The following is a 21,018-nucleotide window of genomic DNA, read 5'->3' as shown; positions in this document are numbered from 1 at the left end:
GGGACTGGGGACTGGGGACTGGGGACTGGGGACTGGGGGGTAGAGGAGATTTTTACCCCACAATTCTTTAATTTTGAATTTTGAATTTTGAATTTTGAATTGATATAATGACTAACACATTGCCAGGAATGGCAGAAATTTGGCAAGAAACTCTTAATTGGCAACCTACCGAAGAACAGCAAGCGAAATTTCAACAGCTTTATGAATTAATTTTAGAAGGAAATCGCCAGTTAAACTTAACTCGTATCACTGAACCTCAAGAATTTTGGGAAAAACATCTATGGGATTCATTGCGGGGAATTGCACCACAGCAAAAACTTATTTCATCACTTGAAGAAGGTGCATCTGTAATTGATATTGGTACAGGTGCAGGTTTTCCTGGTGTACCCATTGCCATAGTTGCACCTAACTCTACAATTACCCTAGTAGATTCCACCCGCAAAAAGATTAACTTTATCGACACAATATTAGATAAACTTGCCCTAACTAACGCCAAAACTTTAGTTAGTAGAGCCGAAGAAATCGGACAACAAAACCAGCACCGCCAACAATATGATATAGCATTAATTCGCGCAGTTAGTAATGCGTCAGTTTGCGCCGAATACACACTACCATTACTCAAACAAGGTGGTTTAGCAATAATTTATCGTGGTACATGGACAGAAGAAGAAACTCAAACCTTGCAAAATGCAGTCATACAACTAGGTGGAGAAATAGAAGCAATTGAAAACTTCTCCACACCCCTCACCCATAGCATTCGCCACTGTCTTCACCTGCGAAAAATTGCCACCACACCAGCTAAATTTCCCCGCACTGTAGGAACACCCACCCAAAAACCCCTCTAATACATCATTCTCAAACAAACTCCGCGCTCCTTTGCGTTTACCTCCGCGCTCCTCCGCGTTTCAAAATCAACTCTTTCCAACCTCAATACAAAGGTATACTCAAACCAAATCCTGGTAATACATCTTCACCCGATAACGCTGTAGGCAAATTTCGCAATTCCACATCTTGTCCTAAACGATAAACTTCAACTTGCTGCTGTTGAGGATTTATCAACCATCCCAATTTTACCCCCGCATCCAGATATTCTTGCATTTTCTGACGCAGAGTTTCTAAATCATCTGTTGCTGACCTTAATTCAATGATAAAATCCGGCGCAATAGGGGGAAATTTACGTTTTTGTTCAGGAGTTAAAGCTTCCCAACGTTCTTTTTTAATCCAAGCTGCATCAGGAGAACGGTCAGCACCATTTGGTAATTTAAATATAGTAGAAGAACTAAAAGTATAACCGAGTCGAGTTTGACGATTCCAAATTCCTAAATCAATAATTAAATCTGCTTCTCGATTGCCACTTTCTCCACCCACAGGTGGCATAATAATTAATTCTCCGGTAGATGTGCGTTCAAATTGAAACTCCCGGTTATTTTGACATAACTGATAGAACTGTTCATCGGTGAGGTGAACGGTGTCTAATTTTAATGTCAAAGGACTGATAACCATACAAAGAGCCTGGTTAGTAATGGCGATAGATAGATAGTATCAATGACGGCGAACAACCGCCCATAAGAGTAAATTAAATTAATTGGAATTGCCCACCCTACGGTGATTGAGAATGGTGCAGGATATCCATTAACAATATCGCATCCCCTCAACCTTTGTTAATCAAGTCAGTCGCTTCTTGCTAACCCAGATACTCCAACATGATCATACAAAACAAAATCACCAAACCTGGGTTAATCTTGTCTAAGTATATATACGAATTACATAAATGCTTGTATATGTATAATTTAATAAGGGAAGAGTATTAAATTAATATTCCAAAATTACTTGATTCATGAAACAACCGTTATTTAGTCAAGTGTCTAGAGCTTTGACACAAACCGTCACCCTAGCTTCCCTGACAGTATTAGCCACAATTGCAACAACCAACCAACCAAGCTACGCTAGAGGTGCAACCTTTTACTGTAGTAAAAGTCAAGGTGTACCAGTCACCTTTGCCCGCACTCAAGATGGTAGAAAAGTCACAATAATTCGTTGGACTTCTAACGCTTACTTTCCACCACCTTGGACTGCTCAACGTCGCTGCGTAGAAGTATCTAAGAGATTTCAAAGAAGTAACGACAAAGGTACACTGAAAAATATTACTACCGGGATGCTGAGAGGTGAACCTGTAGTTTGTGCTGGTACTAGCCAAAATTCACGCTGTACAGATGACAATTTGTTATTTACTCTCAAACGTGGCATTAATCCCAATGCTACACTACGTAGACTCTTAGACCGTCGGGGTTTAGCTGCTGGTAATACACTTCATGAAAGTGCTAGCGACACAATTAATATTAACTTCGAGGATTACATAAATAATGCCACAGTTGAATCAGATTAAATTAAAATGGTTTGGCGCATATTAAAACTTGTCGCCTGTATTGGTGGTGTGTCACTTTTGCTATCAGCCTCCGCAGAAACTAGCCGCATTTATGCTGAAAAAACTAGCATTACACCACCGCCTACTCAATTCTCAATAGAACAGTTGCAGGAAAAAGCATCCGCAATTACTGTGAAGATATTATCAACAGAATTCTTGGGTTCAGGAATATTATTAAATACGCAAAATTCAGTTTATACAGTATTAACTAATGCCCACGTTCTGAGAGCAGATAATCCGCCCTATCACATTCAAACACCAGATGGTCACATTTATCAAGCAGACATACAAAAGAATGTGAATTTTCACGGTTATGATTTGGCAATACTGCAATTTACCAGTCTTAAAAAAGCCTATTCTGTAGCGGCGTTGGGTGCTTCGCCAAAAGTGGGGGAGGAAGTATTTGTTGCTGGGTTTCCTGTGGAGGAAAAACCGCAGGAAATTAAATTTTTGTTGACTAGAGGTAAAGTATCTCTAGTATTAGAAAAACCTTTAGAGGAAGGCTATCAAGTCGGATATACCAACCGTCTAGAAAAAGGAATGAGTGGAGGGGCTTTGTTGAATAAAAGGGGTGAAGTTGTTGGTGTGAACGGAATGCACGCTTATCCTGTATGGGATGTTCCCTCTGTATTTGTTGATGGTTCGCAAGCACAGGAAAATTTACATCAGCAAATTATTAGTTTGAGTTGGGCTGTACCAATAGATCAGGTGATGCAAATGATCGGAAAATTTCAGAAGTCTAAGATGTCTAATGTAGAGACGTTTCATGAGATGTCTCTACTGGAGATTGGAGGCTAAATTAATGAACTATCAATATACACTTCCAGCCGCAATCATAGGTTTATCAATAGCTTTTGTACAGCCGCAAGTCGCCACGGCAATCTGTAGTAATAAACAAGTAGATGAGATAGCCGAGAAAATCACGGTATTAATTGACAGTAAAGCACCTGGTTCTGGGGTAATTATTAAGCGACAAGGAAATATTTATACTGTTCTCACCGCTTATCATGTTGTGAATAAACCAAATTTTAAATATGAAATTGTCACACCAGATAATCAACGCTATAAACTCAATTATCAGACTGTGAAAAGGTTAGATAATAAGATAGATTTAGCCATTTTGCAGTTTACTAGCAACAAAGATTATCAAGTTGCTAAATTTGGTAATTCAGATAAGTTAGCCAGAAGAACAAAAGTTTATGTGGCTGGTTTTCCTCACAGGACATCAGGGGTGAAAGTATCTGTTTATGATTGCCGTAATGGACAAGTAATTGCCAATGCTACTCAAGCATCTATTGATAATGGCTATAATTTAATTTATGACAATCCTACACTTATAGGCATGAGTGGGGGAGCAGTCTTTAATGATCAGGGAGAAGTGATAGGTATTCATGGTAAAGGAGAAGAATCAAGTGATGTTGCTCTTGATAAGATAAATCCTGCAATTGCTATTGTAAAATCAGGTAGAAATGCAGGTATTCCTATTAATACTTTTATTAGGTTGTCGGCAAGGAATGGTATGGATGTGGGTGTGCGGTTGCCTGATGCACCGAAGAAGACAGGATTAAAGGCGGATGATTATTTGGCTTTGGCTGCGGATAAGTTTGGCAAAGGAGATTATAAAGGTGCGATAGTTGCTTATAACGAAGTTATTCGCCTTAATCCTAATAATACCGAGGCGTTTTTGTATCGGGGTTCCACCTACTATACTTTAGGAGATAAGCAGGGGGCGATCGCTGATTACAACCAAGCTCTCAAGATTAATCCTAACTATGTTCAACCCTACATCAACCGGGGAGTTGCCCGTTCTCAATTAGGAGATAACCAGGGGGCAATCGCTGATTTCAACCAAGCTCTTAAGATTAATCCTAACTTTGCCTTAGCCTACAACCACCGGGGAAATGCACGTTCTCAATTAGGAGATAACCAGGGGGCAATATCTGATTACAACCAAGCTCTCAAGATTAATCCTAACTATGCTGGAGCCTACATCAACCGGGGATATGCCCGTTCTGATTTAGGAGATAAGCAGGGGGCGATCGCTGATTTCAACCAAGCTCTTAAGATTAATCCTAACTTAGACTTAGCCTACATCGGGCGGGGATTTGTCCGTTATGAATTAGGAGATAAGCAGGGGGCAATAGCTGATTACAACCAAGTTCTCAAGATTAATCCTAACTCTGCCGATGCCTACATCATCCGGGGACTTGCCCGTTCTGAATTAGGAGATAAGCGGGGGGCAATAGCTGATTACAACCAAGCTCTCAAGATTAATCCTAACTATGCCAATGCTTATCACAATAGAGGAATTGCTTATGCTTCTTTAGGAAATAAATTTCAAGCAATATCTGACTTACAGCAAGCTGTGAAACTTTATCAGCAACAGGGGGGCAATGAAAAATTTTTAAGAAATGCCCAAGCCAAAATTAGAGAATTACAACAACGGTGAAATTTAACTAATTAATAATTATCTGGCGCAGAGACGCAGAGAATGAGGATGTCTGAATCAGTATTTATAAAATGAAAGTATGAACAGGATTTATGATTGAGATCGATTTTATCCGCGTTTATCGGCGTTCATCTGCGTTTAATTTTTTCCAATTTAATGCACTATTTTAGTCTAGACAGTCCACTATGGTGGGTTACGCTGTCGCTAACCCACCCTACAAATATACAAATAAATTTTGGCTAATTAATTTCTAAAGATTTAATCATCTTCTCTGCTGTTTTTACAAACTCATCATAATCATCTATTTTCGCTGTATAAGTAATTATATAAGTTTTGTCACCTTTGAAAGTCATAACCTGCATATTCTTTAAACTATCCTTGCCACTTTTACCAGTGAAGATTAATTGTCTAGCTTCTTTATTTGCCAGTGTTGTTTTACTTTGAGTAAGAATCTTACCTCCTGCCAAAGTATTGTTAATTTCTTTAATATTGGATGCTTGCAACTCATCTAATGTACCAGAAAACTTATCAACAGTAATTGTCACGTTTTCTTGAAACTTATCTACATCACGTTGTTTAGGAGATATAAAAGTAACCAATTCGCCAGTAATTGGGTTTTCTAAATCTTGTCTATCCCAGGTTTTTGGATATTTTATCTTGATTCCATATTGAGAATTTTCATATAAATTGAAATCGTCTTTGGGAATCAAGAAGCTGATTAAGCTGATAAATACAGCCATTCCTAAGCCTAGCAGTAACTTCCAGTTTATAGGCTTTGGTGATAAGCTTTTAACGGCTTGTAAAGCTTCCTTGGCTGTAGGGTAACGCTGATGAAAGTTATAACTCACCATTTTATCTAAAATTTTTGCCAGTTTTGGACTGACATTTACGTATCTACGCCAAATTATTTCTCCTGTTTTTGCATCTTCTTCTAATTCGTGAGGCAGTACACCTGTTAGTGCTTGAATAGCAACCATCCCCACTGCATAAACATCACTGCTGAGTTGTGGTTTACCTCTTTGTTGTTCAAGTGGCATATAGCCAGGAGTACCAATAATTAAAGTAGAAGTAATTTGTCCCTGACTATTAACTATCTGTGTGCTAATTTGTTTAACTGCACCGAAATCAATCAGAACAATTTTATTATCTGACTTATGACGACGAATATTGCTAGGTTTAATATCTCGATGAATAACTTGATGTTTATGTACAAATTCTAATACTTCTAAAATTTCTATGAGAAGTTTAATCACATCAGATTCACTCATTTGTTTACCTGATGGTAATTCATCGCTCAAATCATGACCTTCTATATGTTCCTGAACTATATAAAATTCCTGATTTTCGGCTATGTGGGCTAAAAGTTGGGGAATGTGTTGATGCTTTCCCAAAGTTTCTAGCATTACTGCTTCTTGGTCAAAAAACTCTTTAAGTTTTTTCAAAGTTATTGGGTCTTTACTGGGTGGTGTAAACTTCTTGACAACACAAATCGGGTTTCCTGGTCGTTTGGTGTCTTTCGCTAAAAATGTAGTCCCAAACCCACCTTGTCCGAGCTTGTTAATAATGAGGTAACGGTTGTCTATAATCTTGCCTCTCATACCAAAAGCCTCTCTGTATACTGGCAGTTATGCCCCCATTTTATGTTAATTATGGCACACATTTTGTTTTTGGGTACATAAGGTATGATTGATAAAATTAAAACCAGGACTCCAGTTTAATTACTTTAGCACTTCCCGTAGGCGTAGGCATCAATACTAAAGCCTCTCCCCTACAAATGTCGAGACTTTGCATCCAAGTCTCGACATTTGTAGGGGAGATTCACGGGGTTAGGTTTTTCAGATGTTAATGTTAGCAATAATACTTTTAAAACAATCTCTTAGCCCTTATCTATAAATACGTTATCATCAATCTAAAAATCATCCTAGAGGTTAAGTAAAATGACACAGGAATTAATCGACCTCAGAAATAGTATTTTACAAGGACGTTATGAGGATGCTTTGGCAATTGTTGATGAATTGGAAGGGATGAGTAAACAAGCCAATCTCAGACAAATTCAATCTTTTTTGAAAATTTTATTGATTCATTTAATCAAAAATCAAATAGAAAAGCGTCTAACAAATTCTTGGGCTGCTTCTATTCGTAATTCAGTGAGAGAAATTCAAAAAATCAATATTAAAGATAATAAAAAATCTTATTATGTCAATCAAGATGAATGGGAGAATCTGATTGAGGAAGAAGTAATTGAAGATGCGATCGCTGATGCTAGTCTAGAAGTAATGAACGGTGCATATAGCCAATTTCAACTAGCTGATTTAATCAATAGAAACGAACTAATGCAGAATGCTGTAAAATTTTTGCTACTCACTTATACTTATTCACCAAAAGAAGTACCCAGGATGGTTGTAGAAACATTGACGCAATTACCTGGGGGTGAAAACTGGGGATGAAAATTTTAGCTCCCCGACTTTTCAAAGAAGTCGGGGAACTGGTTAACTAAAATTAACCGAAATGTTTGATAATTGCGTCGGCAAATTCAGAGCATTTGAGGGGTTCAACGGGTGGTTCTAGCAATCTAGCTAAATCATAGGTGACTTGACCGTTAGCGATCGCATCCCCTAAACCTTTCTTAATCAAGTCAGCCGCTTCTTGCCAACCCATAAACTCTAACATCATCACACCAGACAAAATCACTGAACCAGGGTTAATCTTGTCTAAGCCGGCGTGTTTGGGTGCTGTGCCGTGGGTAGCTTCAAAAACGGCGCAGGAATCGCCAATATTTGCCCCTGGCCCCATCCCTAAGCCGCCAACAATCGCAGCAGCCGCATCAGACAAGTAATCGCCGTTTAAGTTCATTGTCGCCAGAATTGAATACTCATCTGGTCTGGTTTGGATTTGTTGAAAGATACTATCAGCAATCCGGTCATTTACCATGATTTTATCTTTCCACTTGCCGTTACCGTGAGTTTCCCAAATTGCATTAAGAACTGTTTCAACTTCCTTGACAATTTGAGCTTTCTTCTCTTGAGTCAGAGCATCAAAACCAGGATCAATCAACCGGGCGTTTTCTTCCAGAGAAATATGAGGATTTTTCTCTTTGTTGCTTAAAATCCAAGATTCCCTTTCTGTGACGCACTCTTGACGAAATTCCGTAGTTGCTAATTCATAACCCCAATCACGGAAAGCACCTTCAGTGTACTTCATGATGTTACCCTTATGCACCAGAGTTACTTGTTGCTTGTGTTTGGGTAATTGCAGGGCGTGTTTGATAGCGCGTCTGATTAAACGCTGAGAACCGGTTTTGCTGATGGGTTTAATCCCGATACCCGCATCCAGAGGAATTTGCTTTTTACCGTGTTCTGGGGTAGCGGGGATGAGTTCTTTGTTGAGGATGGAAATTAGGCGATCACCTATTTCACTGCCTTGCTTCCACTCAATCCCTAAATAAATATCCTCTGTATTTTCCCGATAGACAATCACATCTAGCTTTTCGGGGTTTTTGTGGGGTGATGGCGTACCAGCATAGTAACGACACGGACGCACACAGGCGTATAAGTCAAAAATTTGGCGTAATGCCACGTTTAAAGAGCGAATACCACCACCCACAGGAGTAGTCAAAGGCCCTTTAATAGCGACACCATACTCTTTAATAGCTGTCAACGTATCCTGCGGCAAATACTGATAAGTACCGTATAAATCACAAGCTTCATCACCAGCGTAAACCTTAAACCAGCTAATTTGACGCTTACCCTGATATGCTTTTGCTACCGCCGCATCTAGAACTTTTTGCGTAGCCGGCCAAATATCAATACCCGTTCCATCGCCCCGAATAAACGGGATAATGGGATTGTCTGGTACAACAGGCTCACCATTTTTGAAAGTAATTTTTTCTCCAGTCGTAGGGGGGTTAATCTTTTCGTACATACTTTACAAACTCCACAAAGATACGCAACCAGTTACAAGATGCTGTTTTTCCAGGCTGGCAAATTTTACTGTAGATATTGGGGATTGGGGACTGGGGACTGGGTACTGGGTACTGGGGACTGGGTACTAGGAAATAATTTCCCCCTCATCCCCCTCATCTCCTTCATCCCCCTCATCTCCCTCATCTCCCTCATCTCCCCTGCACCTTCCTCGCCTAAACGCCTCTAACCTCTGAATGTGCAGATTTTCCCCCTATTCCCCTTGTACAGCATTTGGGGATTTCAGTATAGGATTCAGTGAAACTGCCGCAATTTTGTACGATCAAAAATAGTAAACTACTTTTCGCTATCATTGCTTAATCTTAGATTGAGCCAGATAGCCAACTGCTTCTTCACTGACCGCTAACACGAGTAATGGCATGACAGACCCAATGATTCTATCAGGCAATGCTAAGGACATCGACTCCCTCCGAGAAAAGTTAATCGCTGGGTCTATGCAAGTTCAAACACAAATCATCCCACAATTAGCTGATTTGGGTAATCAGGGATTAGATGTGTTGATGGAATTTTTATTGCAACGTCGAGACACCCCAGCGACTTGGGTTGATGGCAAAGCCTACCAAGTTATCTACAACTCTGATGCACCTCAAGCCCAAGAGTTTCTGCAAACTCATTTTTCTGAAGGCATTGTACCTCTAAAATCAGACGCAGGGATTAATTATAAACCTTTGCAACAATTACTAGCTGCTCAAGATTTCCAAGCAGCCGATCGCGTGACAATTGAAAAAATGTGCGAGTTGGCAGGCCCGACAGCAGTCAAAAGAAAATGGTTGTATTTTACTGAGGTAGACAATTTCCCCACCGTAGATTTACATACGATTAATAATTTGTGGTTAGTTCACTCTGAAGGGAAATTTGGTTTTTCAGTCCAGCGAGAACTTTGGTTGAGTTTGGGTAAAAATTGGGACAATCTCTGGACGAAAATTGGCTGGAAAAATGGTAATAACTGGACAAGATATCCCAATGGCTTTACTTGGGATTTGACTGCGCCTAAAGGTCATTTACCTCTCTCAAATCAATTGCGGGGTGTGCGTGTGATTGCTTCTTTATTTGCTCATCCTGCTTGGTCTAAGTGAAGGGGGGAGTGGGTTCTAGGGAGTGGGTTCTGGGTACTGGGAAGGGAGATGAGGGATAATGACTAATGACTAATGACTAATGACTAATAACTAATAACTAAATCTCAAATTAAATCATGGCCAGAGTTCTTTTAGAAGATATCAAGCGTAGATTTAACAATGTCACCGCTATTGAGGATATTTCTTTTGAAATTCCTGATGGTGAGTTTTGGGTTTTAGTAGGCCCTTCCGGTTGTGGTAAGTCTACAATTTTACGGACAATTGCTGGTTTAGAAACTGCCAGTTCTGGCAAACTTTATATTGGTGATCAGTTGGTCAATAGTGTCCCAGCTAGACAGCGTGATGTGGCGATGGTGTTCCAAAATTACGCGCTGTATCCGCACATGACGGTGGCGGAAAATATCGCCTTTGGGTTAAAAATGCGGCGGGTTGACGCGAAAATTATTCAAGAACGAGTCGTAAATGTGGCGCGATCGCTGTCTTTGGAACACTTACTTGATCGTAAACCTAAACAGCTGTCTGGTGGTCAACAACAACGGGTAGCATTAGGACGAGCGATCGCCCGCGAACCTCAAGTATTTTTATTAGATGAACCTTTGTCTAATTTAGATGCTCAATTGCGAGATGATACTAGAGCCGAATTAAAACAATTACATCAAGAATTAGGCGTGACAACTATTTATGTCACCCATGATCAAGTCGAAGCTATGACTTTAGCCGATAAGATTGTGGTACTCAATCGGGGAAGAATTCAACAAATTGGCGACCCCCAAAGTATTTATGCTCGTCCTGCGAATCAAATGGTGGCTACTTTTTTAGGTAGTCCACCCATGAATATTTTACCCGCAATCTATAAAAATGATGGTTTTGATGTGGGTGGTCAGTTAATAGAAATTCCCGCATTTCTCAGAGAAAATTTACAACTACCTCTAGGTCAAAGTATTGATTTGGGTATTCGTCCCGAACATATTGCTATTAACAATGATTCAGAAGTTAACAATCCACAACCAGGAGTTTTATTAGTTGATGTCAAGGTAGTAGAACCTTTGGGAAGAGAAACTTTAATTCGTGTGGGTTTACCTGGCGCGATGACACTTTTGAATATTCAGGTGGGTGGTGATGTGCGTCCGCATCCAGGCGATCGCCTATCTTTAAAACTAGATTTAAATCAGTTGTTTATCTTTGATCCCAAAACAGGAGACAGAATTTTACCTCAAAATTAACTCTAGTTGTGTTGTCAGCTAATCATGCAAGTCGCTAGTTTGGGCGGACTTAATACAGTTGCGCCCATCTAAGTTAGCGGCATACAATGCTTGATCATTTTTAGCTAAAGCGTTCACCTGCTTTTATGTAATATCATGTCCGTTTGAATAGTTATCATATCTGTTGGGGTGGGGAACAGGGAACAGGGAACAAGAAAAGAGAAAAGAGAAAAGGGAAAAGTTCAGCATCGAAAACTTATCATAAGTAATTAGCCGGACATGATATAACTCAGCTACATGCCGTTAAAGGCTGTAACGGAATTTCTATGCACATCTCACAACCCTTGCCATTTTCAGAAATACACTTAATTTTGCCACCATGTTCTTTGACAACAATTTGATAGCTAACAGATAATCCCAAACCCGTACCTTTTCCTGGTTCTTTGGTAGTAAAGAAAGGTTCAAAAATGTGCGATCGCACATTTTCAGAAATGCCACAACCATTGTCAGCAATACTAATATTAATAGTATGCTGTTCTATAAGTTTTGTAGAAATCTTAATTTGAGGGGTGAAAATGATTTTACTCCTAGATATTTTATGTTCTAGAGCATCAATAGCATTATTGAGAATATTCATAAAGACCTGATTCATCTGGGCTGCATAGCATATAACTTCAGGCAAATTACCATATTCTTTAATAACTTCAATTACCGGATAATTAGGCTGGGATTGTAGCCGATGTTGTAATATTAATAAGGTACTGTCTAAACCTTCATGCAGGTGAACAGGTTTCATATCAGCTTCATCCAGTCGGGCAAAAGTACGTAATGACAAGACTAACTGAGAGATGCGCCCTGCACCCATCTTCATGGATGCCAGAATTTTGGGTAAATCATCAGCAATAAAATCTAAATCGAATTCTGATATTTGCTCTTGAACTGTAGCGGTTGGATGGGGATAGTTTTTTTGGTATATCTCCAGCAATTTAAATAAATCTTCTGTGTGTTCATTAACGTAGGGTATATTACCGTAAATGAAACTAATCGGATTATTAATTTCGTGTGCTATACCAGCGACTAATTGACCCAAGCTAGCCATCTTTTCACTATGAATTAATTGGCTTTGTGTTTCCTTTAACTCTTTGAGTGTTTGGGCAATTTCTTCCTTTTGACGCTGAGTTTGTGCGAGTAATTCGGCTTGCTGAATCGCTACTCCCAACTGTGTGCTGACTTGAGTCAGCAAATAAACCTCATCTTCTTGCCAATCGCGCATTCCAGTATTCTGGTAAGCTGCCAGCAAACCCCAAAGCTTTTGACCGTGATAAATGGCAATAATTACATAAGCTTTTGCCTGATAAGCTTCTAATACTTTCAGGTAGCAGTCGCTAAAACCTGCATTGTAAATATCATTACACACCCGATAAACTTCACCTTTAGTGAAGCGACCACCTTGGGTATCTTGTAAATAAGTATCTATGACTGGGGTTTTAGCTAAATCTTTGGCACTACATTCGCTGATGTTGTCTTGTAATTCCGGTCGTCTGAATTGTTCATCAATCAGGGAAATCCAACCCTCACCTACAGATTCATACACAAATTCCCCACTCCAATCAGGATTGAAGCGATAGATAGCGACGCGATCAGTATTGATCAGCTTTCTGATTTCTGCGGTGGAGGTGCGGAAAATGGTTTCTAAATCAAGAGACTGGCGGATTTTTTCAATAGCGATCGCTATGGTTTTTTGCCACTCTACCGCTTTGGCTTTGGCTTTGACTTGTGCTAGTTGTGTTGATTGTGCTTTGACTTGTTCTATGTAATCTGATTGCTGCAAAGCAATTCCTAAATATTCAGCAATGAGTTGCACAAACTCAATTTCTGATGTGTCCCATTGTCGATAACTACTACATTGATGTACACAGAATAATCCCCAGACATCTTTACCTTTGATCAAGGGAACAGCGATATTGGCACGTACTTGATATTTCTCTAGCATCTGAAGGTGACAATTACTAATTCTTTTGTCAGAAATATCAGTTAATGCTTTAATAAGACCTTGCTGATCAAATCGAGTAAAATCTTCAGAAAAAGAATGCTCCCCAAGTTGAACTGTGAGTAAAGAACTACATCCATCTGCCACATCTTCATAGATAAATTTTCCTTTGCATCCCAACTCAGGAGCAAAACGAAACACCACTACCCTGTCAGCTTTCAGAATCTGGCGCACTTCCTGTACCGTAAATTTAAATATGGTATCTGTGTCCAAAGACTCACGAATCCGAGTGATTACTCTAGACAATACTGTTTTCATCTCAGACTTATATTCCCCTTGCTGTAATTTTAGTAGTGGGATTTGTATCATGGAAAACTTACTCACTTTACGTGACAATTCCAAAATTCAGTAGTTTCTATATCAGGATTCCCTTTAGCAGAGTAAAGATAACTGTTTTTAACATTCATCTGTCTCATGGCGTAGTAAAGATAACCTTTCGTAATATTCATCTATCTCAAGATAGAATAAAGATAAACCTCGGTTGTGTTTATCAACGACAAGTTAATGGTTACTACGGAATTAGAAGCCGGGAAGCTCCAAGAGCATAGGGGAAGCTACACTTTTAGCAGTGCCGGTTTTTAGTGTCATATCTTGCACCATTCTCCAGAAGCTTAAGGTGGGCATTGCTAAACGTAAAACTAAAGCTTTGAGCAACTTCCAAGCAATGCCCACTCTACAAACTACTGTAGAGACGTTGCATGCAACGTCTCTACATTATTATTTGATGCAACTTCATAGAGAATTGGTATGACTACGAACTTGTTCTGAGTTCATAAGCTGTTTTGTACTGCCAAAATTTAGGGACACGGTGTTGATTCACCATGTCCCTACCAAACGAAATATGATTGAAAAAACTGCGCTGTGTTGACACTCGTGAATTATCGCCGCTTGGGGGTGCTGCGTCGGAGTTCACGTTTTTCGTTCTCACGAAGACGGCGATCGCGCCAGTCTGCCAAGGTTAAATAACCCACGCCACCAGTAACTAGCACCAGTAGCACCAAGGCAAATAAAGCCAAAATACTCAGGAATGGACTTTCCACAATTCCTCTACAGTCCGTTACGTCCCCATACTACCATTGCAATTGACCAAGTGAACACAACGAGGAGTGATACCCAACCTAATGTCAAAATCGCCATAGTCTTACTTTTGGAATTATTTACAAAACATCTCTAATATTTATCATACTGGGGACTGGGTACTGGGGATTGGGTATGGGGCAATTTTCTGATTTTTGTCCGCATTTGATTAAGACGTGATTTATCGCGTCTCTGCAAGGTAGTTTTGAATTATTCAAGATATGAACCAAATTTTCAATCAGCAACTCATGGCAGAACGGTTAGAATCCCTCAAAGCTGGAATTATTGGGGGTTTGTCTTTGGGTTTGGCTTTCTTAATTACGAGTCTGCTCAATACCCTAGTGTTGGCAAAGTATTTTACAATACTTGTAAGTCTACAAACAGATTTTAATTGGGATTGGTGGCTGAGTGGAGCGATCGCCGGTTTTTCTGGTTTCCTATTTGGTGTCACCTACCGCTATATCATCCGCAAAGATGATAACTCACATTTAAAATCTGGTGGTGTGCTGGCTTTTGGCTTGGTGCGAGGCTTAACCCAAGTAGAGTTAGGCTTAAATAGTAGCAGTACAGTGTTACCCTTTGTAGTCTTGGCTAGTGAAAGTATATTGTGGTTTGCTATTGCGGCGATCGCTCTTGATATCTCTATGCAATTCGCTTTTTTAAAACCTTTTAGTAATTAGTCATTAGTTATTAGTCATTAGTCATCAGATGAAAACAGCAAGTAATCATTATTTTTTGATAGTTGATTTAGAAGCTACCTGTTGTGATCAGGGGACTATTCCTAGTCAGGAAATGGAAATTATTGAAATTGGTGCGGTGATGCTCAACAGGAATACATGGGAAATTGATTCAGAATTTCAACAATTTATTCAACCTGTAAGACATCCTCAACTTACAGCTTTCTGCACTGAATTAACTACTATTCGTCAAGAAGATATAGAGCAAGCACCAGAATTTCCTGAAGCGATTACACTATTTAAATCCTGGCTGGATTTATTTCCTCATCATATATTTTGTTCTTGGGGAAATTACGATAAAAAACAATTTATTCAAGATTGTGAATTTCATCATGTTCCTTATCCCTTTAGTGCCGAACATATCAACATTAAAAAAGAATTTTCCGACTATTTAGGTGTTTCTAAAGGATTCGGCATGGCAAAAGCATTACAACATCTCGGACTAGAATTACAAGGTACACACCATAGAGGTATTGACGATGCGCGTAATATAGCAAGTATCTATAGACAGATAAAAACAAAAAAAGTCAATAAATAAAAGTTACTTGCTGCTGAAATGTTCCCCTAAATGATAGGATTTGGATTGTATTAACATCAACAGCAAATCCTATTCTTTTGAACTTTGAATTATATATGACTCTAGCACTAGGCATGATTGAAGTTTATGGCGTTCCCACAGCAGTAGAAGTGAGTGATGCCATGTGTAAAGCTGCCCGTGTTAGGTTAGTAGGATATGAAAATACTGATTTAGGAAGAATTACGGTGTTAATTCGCGGCGAGGTGGGTGAGGTAAACGTGGCTGTTAAAGCGGGATTAGAGGCGATAAAAAGAGTCAATGGCGGTGAGTGGCTAGCCGATCACATTATACCCCGTCCCCATGAAAACTTAGAATATGTTTTACCCATTCATCGCAGTGTGAATGTAGATAATTTCAGTGCAGATATCCGTTTCCCTCCTCCGTTGTCAGCGTAAGTAAGGACTGGGGACTGGGGACTAGGAAAAATTAGGGAGACAAGGGAGATTTTTTCCAATAATTCTTTAATTTTGAATTTTGAATTTTGAATTTTGAATTCCCCGAAGGGGTAGACTAATGACTAAATTAATCTCTCGTATGGAGGCGGTACAGTCGCCGATTATTCCTGTGGTTGGGGAATTAATTAAAAATTCTCCTGGTACAATTTCTTTAGGACAGGGTGTAGTGTCCTATAATCCGCCATCGGAAGCTATTGAACTGTTACCGCAATTTTTAGCTGAACCTGCGAATAATTTATATAAAGCTGTTGAAGGTATTCCGCCTTTATTGAGTGCGTTGGCTGATAAATTGTCAACCTTTAATAGCATTGAAATTAATACAGAAAATTGTATTGTGGTAACTGCGGGAAGCAACATGGCGTTTATGAATGCTATTTTGGCTATTACTTCCCCAGGTGATGAAATTATTTTAAATACGCCTTATTACTTCAACCATGAAATGGCGATAACTATGGCTGGTTGTCGTGTGGTGTTAGTAGAAACTGATGCAAATTATCAACTGATTCCAGAGGCGATCGCACAAGCTATTACACCGAAAACACGGGCAGTTGTCACAATTTCACCGAATAATCCTACAGGTGTGGTGTATCCTGAAAATGTGTTACGCCAAGTGAATCAAATTTGTGGCGATCGCGGAATTTATCACATTAGCGATGAAGCCTATGAATACTTTACCTATGATGGCGTAAAACACGTTTCCCCTGCGTCGTTTCCTCACAGTAATCAGCATACAATTTCCTTATTTAGCCTTTCCAAAGCTTACGGTTTTGCAAGTTGGCGTATTGGTTATATGGTGATACCTAAAAACCTGCTGGTTGCTGTTAAGAAAGTGCAGGATACAATATTGATTTGTCCGCCAGTTGTTTCTCAATATGCAGCCTTGGGAGCATTGGAAGCCAAACCAGAGTATTTACAGTCAAATATTGGTGCGATCGCTCAAGTCAGACAATTAGTTTTAGAATACCTCCAGCAGCTACAAGGCTTATGTAACATCACCCCTGCTGACGGTGCTTTTTATTTTTTCCTGAAAGTGCATACCCAAATTGATGCTTTTGAATTAGTCAAACGACTCATTCAAGAGCATAAAATAGCAGTCATTCCAGGTACAACCTTTGGAATGGAAAAAGGTTGCTATTTACGAGTAGCTTATGGTGCATTGCAAAAAGATACAGTTCAAGAAGGTATGGCAAGATTAGTACAAGGTTTAAAAACAATTTTAAGCAGTAAATAAACCTCAATTGACTTCTTGACATATCGATTATATTCACCTTATACTTTGCGTCTTTCCGCCTACCGCAAGCGGTTCCGCATTAGCGGTATGCGCGAGACAAAAAAATATAGAACATCGCTAGTTATGATATAAAAAAAGCTTTATTTGCTAAAATTATTAAAATATAAATCATAAATAATTGTTAGCAAAAATCAAAATGACAACAGCATCTAACATTTTTTTAGTAGGAGCTAGTCGCGGTGTTGGTAGAGAAATTGCCAACTACTTAACAGCACAAAAGTTAAATGTTAAATCACTTCTGAGAAAAGAAACTTCTCGTAGTGAACTTGAAGCAATGAATATTCAAGTTGTACAAGGGGATGCTTTAAATCTGGATGACGTAAAACGCGCCATGCTAACAGATGAACCCATTCACGCTGTTATTAGCACCTTGGGAGGATTACCCACAGACACAGAAAAACCAGATTACCCAGGTAATAAAAATCTCATTGATATTGCAGTTAAAGCTGGCGTACAGAAGTTTATTTTGGTGACATCTATTGGTACTGGTAATAGCGTCGGTGCTTTATCACCTCAAGCTTTAGCTGCATTGCAAACAGTTTTAATTGAAAAAGATAAAGCCGAACAACACTTAATAGCTAGCGGACTCACCTACACCATTATCCGCCCTGGTGGACTTAAATCAGAACCAGCCACAGGTAATGCTATTTTAACCGAAGACACGCGCATTTGTGGGAGTATCCACCGCGCAGATGTGGCGCAATTGGTTTGTCGCTGTTTAAATTCTGAGAATGCTAATAATAAAATTTTGTCAGCAGTAGACAAGAATATGCTGTTTACAAAAACCGAATTTGCAGAATTTAGTTTGAATTAATAATTATGTTTGTAGTAAGAGGCTCTAGCCCTTCTTTTAAGGACTAAATTCCTTACTACAAACCTTAAATAATTTACTTCCTAATTACTCGCCAGATATTTGTAAACACAAAGTTCTTTTACGCGCCCCATCTAACTCAAAGAATAATACTGATTGCCAAGTTCCCAAACCTAATTTACCATCTGTCACAGGGATAACTTCGCTATTATTTAGCATCATTGCCATCAAGTGAGAATGAGCATTCATCGGTTCATCTTCTGGCACAACTCTTAAATGCAAATCATTATGTAAATAACGGTCTGATGCCGGAGCTAGTTTTTCCAAAAATACTTTGATATCTTCTAATAGTCTAACTTCATCCTCATTAATTGCCAACGCAGTTGTGGTATGGCGAGAAAATACTAAAACTTGACCATTTTTAATGGTAGTAGACTCTAGAAAGTCTTTGATGTGAGGTGTGATGTTGTGAATATTAATCCCTGGTTCGGTGTCGATTTCAATTAATTTATTAAAAATGGGCATAAATCTGAAATACAAATTTTTAGAGTATAAAGTTTCGGATAAAAAATATTTTAAGTCAAATGTTGCACCATGCTCAATCAGAATAGGTGGGCATTGTCAACAACATAAAATTTAGTCTATTAAGTAAATAGGCAGGAAAATTTATCAGTATGTAACGAAAAATTAACCAGAGCGATGAGAGTTAAATTTGACACGTTGACTACTATAGTTTCCTCTTTCCCCTCTAGCTTGAATACCATCAATCACGGCATAAGCAAGGTCTAGCTCATCATCAAACATTCTGCCAGCTAGTTCGACTTGTTTAAGATGTTGCCACTCTAACTCAATGGGGTTGATTTCTGAACAATATTTAGGTAAGAATCAACACCTCATCATTATATGAGCTATACTCAGATATGCTCAACGTTGCTCAGGTATTTCGCTTTCAGAGCAAAACTCTTCCTTGTTCGTTTCCAAATCACGAGAGATCCAAGAAAAAAATGCCCAGCTGGCGCGTTCGCCCCCAGGGCGAACGCGCCAGAAATATAGTCGTTTAGCAATAATATCTTTAATAAGGCTGGGCATTTTTTTCTTGGCAAGTGCCCACCCCTTTTTTTTTGACTACCCGTCTTAATCTGTCGGGACTCAATTTAACTCTGCGTTCTCTCTCTAATTTTTGCGCTAATTGATAACTGTTGTATGTGCGTGGTTCTTGTTTGAGGGTTTCTTCCAAAAATACTATGTCTTCTTCTTTCCATCTTACTTTCCCCCCACGAACTGGTAATTCCCATAGACCTTTCAAACCCTGCTTTTGCCATCTGTGTAAAACCTGTCTTATTGTCTGTGGAGTCCAATGGACATACGCTGCTATTTTTTCCACATACCAGCCATGCGCGTTTGACCTGATTACTTCTGCTCGGTCTTTGACTTTCTGTGGTACGTCTGCTGTTTTCAAGTTTACAAGGGTTCGCTCCTACTCCTCCCCAAAATAATGATGATCATGTTTATTTTTACCTAAATTTTATTCGCAGCTTCAAAACTCCAAAGCCTTGTTTTACTAAGGTTTTGGGGTGCTTATCACCCCGTGAACCGCGACCCGTCTGGGATCAGCTGCCCATCAGTGCCTGGGCGAGCCCGATGTAGAGCGGTATTCCCAAGCCAATCGCAACCGGCGTGCCGACGGCTGTGGACGAGCCCACATAGGCGGAGGGATTAGCCGACGGGATACCGGCTCGTAAAGTGGGCGGTCCTGATATGTCTGAACTGGAGCAGGCGATGACGGCCAGGATCACAACGCCACCAAGGCTGAATCCCGTAGTGACGTGGGCAATCATGCCGAAACCGAAGGCTATGAGCCCATGCAGTAGCGGTGCCACTAAGGCATATACGGCGTACCACTGAGCCACCTTGCGCAGCTCGCCAAGCCTTGCCGTGGCCTCCATACCCATTACCAGCATCAGAATTGAAAGTAGGCCGCGGAAGAGGGGCTCAAAGAAGCTTTCAAAGACACTTTCCGGGCGGGTTAGCAGACCTAGAGCGATGCCGAGCAGCAGTGCCGATAGGGCAGATCCCTGGAGGCTTTCCTTCACGATGGGCCATATCCTGACTCGCTTGTCTGCGGTACCGCGCTGCTTGCTGAGATAAACGCTGGCCAAGACGATTGCAGTCACGAGCGCTGGGATGTCCATGAAGGGATAGAGTGCGGCGGCCCAGGCCTCGTATTCGATGCCTTGCCCTTCCAGTAGAGTCAGGGCGGCGGCGAGGGTAGAGCCACTCACGGCACCGAACAAGCCCGCGGTCGCAATGGCATCAACGGTTTTGACATTCGGCAGCATGGCCAACGTATAGCGCCCGATGAACACGATCAGTACCCCCATTGCTATGGCGAACACTGCGGGCAATAGCATCTCCACCAGATTGGCATTGCGGATCGCAATGCCGCCGCTCAGTCCGACTTTTATGAGCAGCATGAAGACAATGAACTTATAGATCGCATCTGGAATTTCCAGTCGGCTACTGAGGGCGGCAACGATCATACCACCAATCAGAAAGCCGAGTGTCGGGGACTGCAACTGCGCTAGGAAGCGCATCAAGAAATCGGAGAAGAAATCCACTAATACCTCCTTCAGCCTCCTCTAACGAGGAGCGATTATTGTGATAAGTGAGCTTGAAAAAGTAAGGGTGAAGTGCTTCACCCCTACAGCACAGGTTTTACGAGAGAACCTGTCAACAGGGTGTTCAGAAATGGCCGCTCTGCGAACGGAGACGGAAGGTGATAGCTGTCCTGCACCACCCTCTATGAATCCTGATCTATCAATACTTGAATCTCTATAGTGTTTGAGCGTATCATGAAATCCATAGATTTTTGCGTTCTCTAACATGGA

General features: G+C 40.2%; 22 protein-coding genes. 12 read left to right on the top strand and 10 right to left on the bottom strand.

The window, feature by feature from the left end:
- Positions 1–107 precede the first annotated feature (107 nt).
- The gene (rsmG, locus tag AACS98_RS20710) at positions 108–845 is read left to right on the top strand and encodes a 16S rRNA (guanine(527)-N(7))-methyltransferase RsmG (RefSeq protein ID WP_066383486.1); all 738 of its coding nucleotides are present in this window, start codon (positions 108–110) and stop codon (positions 843–845) included.
- 82 nt (positions 846–927) lie between these two features.
- On the opposite strand, the gene AACS98_RS20705 is transcribed toward rsmG, so the two are convergent.
- Positions 928–1,503: a Uma2 family endonuclease gene (locus AACS98_RS20705; RefSeq protein ID WP_066383482.1), complete on the bottom strand. Its 576-nt coding sequence runs from the start codon at positions 1,501–1,503 to the stop codon at positions 928–930.
- Between the two features lie 334 nt (positions 1,504–1,837).
- On the opposite strand from AACS98_RS20705, the gene AACS98_RS20700 reads away from it, so the two are divergent.
- From AACS98_RS20700 to AACS98_RS20690, 3 genes are read left to right on the top strand one after another with little or no spacing between them, the layout of a single operon-like run.
- Positions 1,838–2,386: a COP23 domain-containing protein gene (locus tag AACS98_RS20700; protein ID WP_066383480.1), complete on the top strand. Its 549-nt coding sequence runs from the start codon at positions 1,838–1,840 to the stop codon at positions 2,384–2,386.
- A 6-nt stretch (positions 2,387–2,392) separates the two neighbouring features.
- A complete protein-coding gene (locus tag AACS98_RS20695) occupies positions 2,393–3,223 on the top strand; it encodes a S1 family peptidase (protein ID WP_066383477.1) in 831 nt (276 codons plus the stop codon).
- A 4-nt stretch (positions 3,224–3,227) separates the two neighbouring features.
- Positions 3,228–4,874 (top strand): serine protease, encoded by a 1,647-nt coding sequence (locus AACS98_RS20690; protein WP_066383475.1) that lies wholly within the window; start codon positions 3,228–3,230, stop codon positions 4,872–4,874.
- A 239-nt stretch (positions 4,875–5,113) separates the two neighbouring features.
- On the opposite strand, the gene AACS98_RS20685 is transcribed toward AACS98_RS20690, so the two are convergent.
- Positions 5,114–6,472: a serine/threonine-protein kinase gene (locus AACS98_RS20685; protein WP_066383473.1), complete on the bottom strand. Its 1,359-nt coding sequence runs from the start codon at positions 6,470–6,472 to the stop codon at positions 5,114–5,116.
- 339 nt (positions 6,473–6,811) lie between these two features.
- On the opposite strand from AACS98_RS20685, the gene AACS98_RS20680 reads away from it, so the two are divergent.
- The gene (locus tag AACS98_RS20680) at positions 6,812–7,321 is read left to right on the top strand and encodes a DUF29 family protein (RefSeq protein ID WP_066383471.1); all 510 of its coding nucleotides are present in this window, start codon (positions 6,812–6,814) and stop codon (positions 7,319–7,321) included.
- A gap of 52 nt (positions 7,322–7,373) precedes the next feature.
- Here the strand turns inward: AACS98_RS20680 and AACS98_RS20675 are convergent, their stop codons facing one another.
- Entirely contained in the window at positions 7,374–8,795 is a 1,422-nt protein-coding gene (locus AACS98_RS20675) for an NADP-dependent isocitrate dehydrogenase (protein WP_066383469.1), read from the bottom strand.
- A gap of 418 nt (positions 8,796–9,213) precedes the next feature.
- On the opposite strand from AACS98_RS20675, the gene AACS98_RS20670 reads away from it, so the two are divergent.
- A complete protein-coding gene (locus tag AACS98_RS20670; protein ID WP_066383466.1) occupies positions 9,214–9,930 on the top strand; it encodes a GUN4 domain-containing protein in 717 nt (238 codons plus the stop codon).
- Between the two features lie 116 nt (positions 9,931–10,046).
- Positions 10,047–11,153 (top strand): ABC transporter ATP-binding protein, encoded by a 1,107-nt coding sequence (locus AACS98_RS20665; protein ID WP_066383463.1) that lies wholly within the window; start codon positions 10,047–10,049, stop codon positions 11,151–11,153.
- Between the two features lie 268 nt (positions 11,154–11,421).
- On the opposite strand, the gene AACS98_RS20660 is transcribed toward AACS98_RS20665, so the two are convergent.
- The 4 genes from AACS98_RS20660 to petN form a co-directional block, all read right to left on the bottom strand.
- Positions 11,422–13,491 (bottom strand): GAF domain-containing sensor histidine kinase, encoded by a 2,070-nt coding sequence (locus AACS98_RS20660; RefSeq protein ID WP_066383456.1) that lies wholly within the window; start codon positions 13,489–13,491, stop codon positions 11,422–11,424.
- Positions 13,492–13,701: 210 nt separating this feature from the next.
- Complete coding sequence (locus tag AACS98_RS20655; RefSeq protein WP_156481669.1) at positions 13,702–13,854, bottom strand: hypothetical protein; 153 nt, start codon at positions 13,852–13,854, stop codon at positions 13,702–13,704.
- A gap of 206 nt (positions 13,855–14,060) precedes the next feature.
- On the bottom strand, positions 14,061–14,222 hold the full coding sequence (locus tag AACS98_RS20650) for a hypothetical protein (protein WP_197480189.1): 162 nt from the start codon (positions 14,220–14,222) through the stop codon (positions 14,061–14,063).
- Positions 14,223–14,229: 7 nt separating this feature from the next.
- Positions 14,230–14,319, bottom strand: coding sequence for a cytochrome b6-f complex subunit PetN (gene petN / locus AACS98_RS20645; RefSeq protein ID WP_010998401.1), 90 nt, complete (start codon positions 14,317–14,319; stop codon positions 14,230–14,232).
- A gap of 161 nt (positions 14,320–14,480) precedes the next feature.
- Between petN and AACS98_RS20640 the strand changes: the two genes are divergently transcribed.
- From AACS98_RS20640 to AACS98_RS20620, 5 genes are all read left to right on the top strand, one after another.
- Positions 14,481–14,939 (top strand): hypothetical protein, encoded by a 459-nt coding sequence (locus AACS98_RS20640; protein ID WP_066383453.1) that lies wholly within the window; start codon positions 14,481–14,483, stop codon positions 14,937–14,939.
- A gap of 28 nt (positions 14,940–14,967) precedes the next feature.
- Positions 14,968–15,534 (top strand): 3'-5' exonuclease, encoded by a 567-nt coding sequence (locus AACS98_RS20635; RefSeq protein WP_066383449.1) that lies wholly within the window; start codon positions 14,968–14,970, stop codon positions 15,532–15,534.
- A 95-nt stretch (positions 15,535–15,629) separates the two neighbouring features.
- Positions 15,630–15,968 (top strand): carbon dioxide-concentrating mechanism protein CcmK, encoded by a 339-nt coding sequence (locus tag AACS98_RS20630; RefSeq protein ID WP_066383446.1) that lies wholly within the window; start codon positions 15,630–15,632, stop codon positions 15,966–15,968.
- 118 nt (positions 15,969–16,086) lie between these two features.
- Entirely contained in the window at positions 16,087–17,259 is a 1,173-nt protein-coding gene (locus AACS98_RS20625; RefSeq protein ID WP_066383439.1) for a pyridoxal phosphate-dependent aminotransferase, read from the top strand.
- A gap of 196 nt (positions 17,260–17,455) precedes the next feature.
- Positions 17,456–18,133, top strand: coding sequence for an SDR family oxidoreductase (locus AACS98_RS20620; RefSeq protein WP_066383438.1), 678 nt, complete (start codon positions 17,456–17,458; stop codon positions 18,131–18,133).
- A gap of 84 nt (positions 18,134–18,217) precedes the next feature.
- Here AACS98_RS20620 and AACS98_RS20615 read toward each other — a convergent pair whose 3' ends face one another.
- The 3 genes from AACS98_RS20615 to AACS98_RS20605 all read right to left on the bottom strand — a co-directional run bounded on the left by AACS98_RS20615 (position 18,218) and on the right by AACS98_RS20605 (position 20,748).
- Positions 18,218–18,655 (bottom strand): secondary thiamine-phosphate synthase enzyme YjbQ, encoded by a 438-nt coding sequence (locus tag AACS98_RS20615; protein ID WP_066383428.1) that lies wholly within the window; start codon positions 18,653–18,655, stop codon positions 18,218–18,220.
- 547 nt (positions 18,656–19,202) lie between these two features.
- Entirely contained in the window at positions 19,203–19,589 is a 387-nt protein-coding gene (locus AACS98_RS20610; RefSeq protein ID WP_066383426.1) for a helix-turn-helix domain-containing protein, read from the bottom strand.
- Between the two features lie 151 nt (positions 19,590–19,740).
- Positions 19,741–20,748 carry a sodium-dependent bicarbonate transport family permease gene (locus AACS98_RS20605; protein WP_066383424.1) on the bottom strand — a complete coding sequence of 336 codons (1,008 nt, stop codon included), beginning with the start codon at positions 20,746–20,748 and terminating at the stop codon, positions 19,741–19,743.
- Positions 20,749–21,018 lie beyond the last annotated feature (270 nt).

Origin of the sequence: Anabaena sp. CA = ATCC 33047, from assembly GCF_963870205.1 — a bacterium.
Classification (GTDB): domain Bacteria; phylum Cyanobacteriota; class Cyanobacteriia; order Cyanobacteriales; family Nostocaceae; genus Trichormus.
The sequence above is the reverse complement of the archived record's forward strand: the minus strand, read 5'-3'. Positions and strand labels throughout refer to the sequence as shown.